General features: G+C 41.9%; 2 protein-coding genes. One reads left to right on the forward strand and one right to left on the reverse strand.

Annotation, left to right across the window (positions count from 1 at the left end; translation table 11 throughout):
* Nucleotides 1–181: 181 nt before the first annotated feature.
* The gene (locus tag ABFQ95_07690) at nt 182–1777 is read right to left on the reverse strand and encodes an AAA family ATPase (GenBank protein ID MEN8237402.1); all 1596 of its coding nucleotides are present in this window, start codon (nt 1775–1777) and stop codon (nt 182–184) included.
* Nucleotides 1778–2117: 340 nt separating this feature from the next.
* On the opposite strand from ABFQ95_07690, the gene ABFQ95_07695 reads away from it, so the two are divergent.
* The gene (locus tag ABFQ95_07695) at nt 2118–4040 is read left to right on the forward strand and encodes a hypothetical protein (protein ID MEN8237403.1); all 1923 of its coding nucleotides are present in this window, start codon (nt 2118–2120) and stop codon (nt 4038–4040) included.
* Nucleotides 4041–4523 lie beyond the last annotated feature (483 nt).

Below are 4523 nucleotides of genomic sequence, written 5' to 3' on the forward strand. Positions count from 1 at the left end.
TGAATTCACATAATTAACCTAAGTATTTAAAAATAATACATTAAGTGGCAAATTTTTGACTCACCCAAAGGTACCTTTTCGCAGATAACGCCCCAAATTAAAAAATTCTCGATAAATAATTAAACACAATAATAACCTCATAAAAATATTTCCAAAACCTACAGTAGATATAGTATCAATCTTAATCAACATCAACATTTATAGCCAATATCCGATCAACTCGAAACATAAGTTCCTGGTTGATCTGGGTACAACGGGCTTTCATGCCCAGGTATTGTTCTCCTAAATAGGTTGCCATACTTATGCTCTTTGGAATAACCACACGCTGAGTTTTGGTGTCATCGGCTTTCAAGTAGGTAATATCAAGGGATTGGCCCGTTTCAATCGCCTTTTCAATCAGGGCAGATTTTTGCCGCAGTAGAAATTCAAAAATGCGGGCATCGGTGCGAATATCATGTTTTCTGATCGGGGTTTTCAAAACCACCCCTGCAAAAGAGGTACATCGGCTGAGGGCAACATACATTTGTCCTGGCACAAATGTGCCCTTGCCAATATCAATGACAACATGATCAAAGGTTTTACCCTGGCTTTTATGGATGGTAATGGCCCACGCCAACCGAAAAGGAAACTGGGTAAAGGTTCCAGCAGGTTCTGAGACGATCTCTGTGCCATTAAACCCAAACTGAAAAACTTCCCACTTGAAACGATTCACGAAAATAACTTCATCGGTATCACTGAGACGAACGCGTACATAGTCTTCACCCTCAGAATTTCTTTTAATGGCTTCAACAACGCCAATACTGCCATTCACCCAACGTTTTCTCGAATCGTTGTTGAGCATCATGATTTGCGCCCCCACCTTGAACTGTAGTTCGGTGGACGTTGGAAAATACTCACGCCCAAACTCACCCTCAATCTCAGCTTCTGTTTCATGCAGAGTACCGGAAAGTTCTTGCAGATGCGCGTCGTTGATTTCGTCCGCCCTTTTATTGGTGGTGGTCAGGCTGATGGAAAGGCCTTCGTGATTTGGTTGAAAATCAGGCAGGTACCTAGAGTTCAACTGAGCCATGTCTGCGTCCTGCACCGAGTTATGACGAATTTGGTTCAACAAATCAACAAATTCCTGGTCTTTTTGCCGGTAGATTTTTTTCAACTCAATGATTTCGATTTCTCGGTTGCGGAATGCATGCGCACTAAAGAAATAAGGTGTTTTATAGTGCGTCCTAAAAACTTCTTGCTCATGAGCGATCACCACCGGAGGCAATTGATATAGATCTCCAACAAAAACCATCTGCACGCCCCCAAATGCTTTCCCAAGCTTGGGGCCATAAATGCGCAAGAACTCATCTATACAATCCAATAAATCCGCACGCAACATCGATACTTCATCAATAATCAGCGTTTTTAGGGCTTTATAAAGATCTGGATCCTTTGGTATAACCTTTTTTTCTCGTATTTTTTGTGGGGTAATATCGATATAAAAATTGAAAAAACGGTGAATAGTTTGCCCTTTAACATTAAGAGCAGCTACGCCTGTAGGCGCCAACACTACAGGATTTTTTTCACATTGAGCACAAAAATAATTCAATAGAGTCGATTTTCCCGTGCCAGCCTTACCAGTAATAAATAAGCATTTGTCTGTATTGGCCATCATCTCAATGGCGTGCTTAAATTGTGGGTTGATGTCAAGTTGCATGTAAGGGGCGTCCTCGTGGTTAAAGCTTATCACCCTAGTCTTAGCAGGAACTGCAAGTAGAGTCACGTAATTGTGGTGCAATATTTACATGCATTTTAGCCCTTGGCCTATGCTTTCGTCACCTCATGTTAAAAAATGCTGGGATCAAGAAGTTAATTACACCTTAGATTAGGTCAAAGAAAAGTACGCCAACTATACTCGCCCCGGGCACAGATTGCGCTTTTGGACACCCTCTGTATGACGTTTGTAGAAGACCTCTATCTAAAAGCGCAATTTATGCCCGTGACGGGTATAAATAAGCACTTCGAGCGTATCAGGAAACAGAGGTTTTGATTTCACTTCAGTATACTAACAAAAAATTAACCCCCCTCCCCTAGACTAGATAAAAATCACAACTTTCTTTTAGGGAGAATAAAGTCTCATGGCCAATAAACCCACAGCCAAACTCCAACATTCATTTGTCGATAAATTTATCTATCTTTTTGACAATACACTCACTCGGGGCTCTCTGTGGCTGGTCTACTGGTTGATGATAGTCACAATCGTTGTGATTGCCGTAATGTCAGCTATTTTTATTTATTTTGAGGTTAACCCTGAGCTAGAGACAATGGATCAAGCGTCACGCATGCTGTTTGTCGAGTTGCTGGCACCAGGAACCCTTGGCAGTGAAGACGGAACCTACCTCTACTATGGTCTTGTGTTTATTGTCTCTATGTTCGGTATTGTCTTTTTTTCAACTCTTGTCGGTTTGATCACCACCGCTTTTGAAGAACGCATTGATTCATTGCGTCGTGGTCGTTCTCCCGTTATTGAAGACGAACATATAGTGATTTTTGGTTGGTCGGAAAAAGTACCAACTATCATTCGGGAATTTGTCGAAGCATACCGAGATGAGAAAAAGTCAAGCATTGTTATCTTCGGCGATGCAGACAAAATGGAAATGGAAGAGCAAATCCAATCTCAGGTAAGTGATCGGGGCAATATCAAAGTTATCTGCCGTTCTGGAAAAGCGGGGGAACTGCAAGCGTCGAAGATAACGAGCGTCAACACAGCCAAAGCAATTATTGTTGTTGCCCCTGAAACTGAAGAAAGTGATATCCACGTAATTAAAAATCTGATGGCAATTGTCAAAAATCCGGAGCGACGCAAACGACCATACCAAATTGTTACGGAAATTCGTGACCCACATAATACAGAACTTGCTAGCATTGTAGGTGGTGATGAAGTGGATGTCATTTCGGTCACTGAATCCATTGCTCGCCTGATTGCTCAAACCTCAGGCCAGGCCGGTCTACCAACCGTTTATGATGAATTGTTAAGCTTTACCGGCAACGAATTCCACTTTTGCAAGCTCCCCCCAGAGATGACGGACCACTCATTTGGTGAATTGGTTTTGGGATATGAACAATCAGCGTTGATAGGGATTGCCCGCAATGGCTACCAAGATATTGTACTAAAACCAGCTTTTGATAACAAGCTCCAAGTCGAAGATCAATTGATTGTTCTAGCTGAAAGCAAACGCCGAGCCCTTGCCCAATTTAACGATACGCCCCAGATAGAAAAAACGGCCATTATCCATCCAGAAGACAAAGCGGCCAAGCCGATTAAAACTCTTATTTTGGGTCACAATTGGAAGTTACCAATGATTCTAAAACGCCTGAATGAAATGGTTCCTGCAAAATCATCGCTAACTTTTATGGCTGATATAGCCATGGATAAAGAAGAATCTGCCCAATATCAAAAAAAACTCAATAATTTTTCCAATTTTTCTTTTGTTGCAGGAAATACAGCCGATCGCCGTCACCTGGAACAACTGAATCTAGCAAATTTTGATAGCATTATTATCCTCAGTCCAGCAGGAGAAGAGCAAGTGCATGACGGAAATGCACACACCCTGGTCACATTACTACACACCCGCAGTATCATTGCTCAAGCCAATGCTGATACAACCATCGTTACTGAAATGCTGGATGTGCAAGATAAAAAATTGGCTCAAGCAGCACGCGTCGATGATTTCATTGTCAGCGATCAAATCATCAGCCGCATTATGGCACAGTACGCACAGAGCCGGCACCTGAGCGATGTTTACAGCGAATTGCTTGAACCACATGGGGTTGAAGTCAAAATGTATCCAGCCAGCAAATACGTCAAACTTGGAACCCCTGTCAACTTTTTCACGGTTACCAAATCCGCCCTAGAGTGCGGAGAGATTGCCTTAGGTTATCGCCTCAGCAATGAAGTGAATCAAAAATCCAAAAACTATGGTATTAGAATGAATCCCTTTAAATCAAAGATGATTGATGGATTTAGCCAGAGCGATAAGATTATCGTGTTGGCGGAGTAGCAGAAATCAGATGTCAGATGTCTGATTTCAATTATTTTCAATCCGAAAAAAAAGGAGGAAATCAGAAGTCTGATTGCTCTTAACTAACTTAAGTGTAGAAGCGGGTTTCATGCCGATTTTAATCCCAGTTAGTTCAGGATATATATGTTGCGTTTCAGCACAGCACTGCTTTGCTGACTACTGCTTTGGCAAAATCATTGGCTTGCTTTGATTGCTCAAGTGCTTGGTATACCCGTCCCGGGCATAAATGGCGCTTTTAGATAGGGGTCTTCTACAAACGTCATCCTGAACGCTGCATCTGCAATTCAATTTCATCACGATGACGAATCTTGTCCAAATATTTGAGTTACGGAAACAAGATGCAGTCACTCGGGGCGAATATTGTGCGCTGCACCCCATGGACTGGACAAATTTTAGGACTTTTTAAGTGAGTTTTTGTCCACGGGTTCTAAAAAATTAATACCATGATCATTTCAATTAGTC

This window comes from Pseudomonadota bacterium (assembly GCA_039714795.1).
Classification (GTDB): domain Bacteria; phylum Pseudomonadota; class Alphaproteobacteria; order JAGOMX01; family JAGOMX01; genus JBDLIP01.

Excerpts from the sequence above, each read along its gene's own strand:
- ABFQ95_07695 (MEN8237403.1), top strand. The coding sequence starts at position 2,118 with ATGGCCAATAAACCCACAGCCAAACTCCAACATTCATTTGTCGATAAA.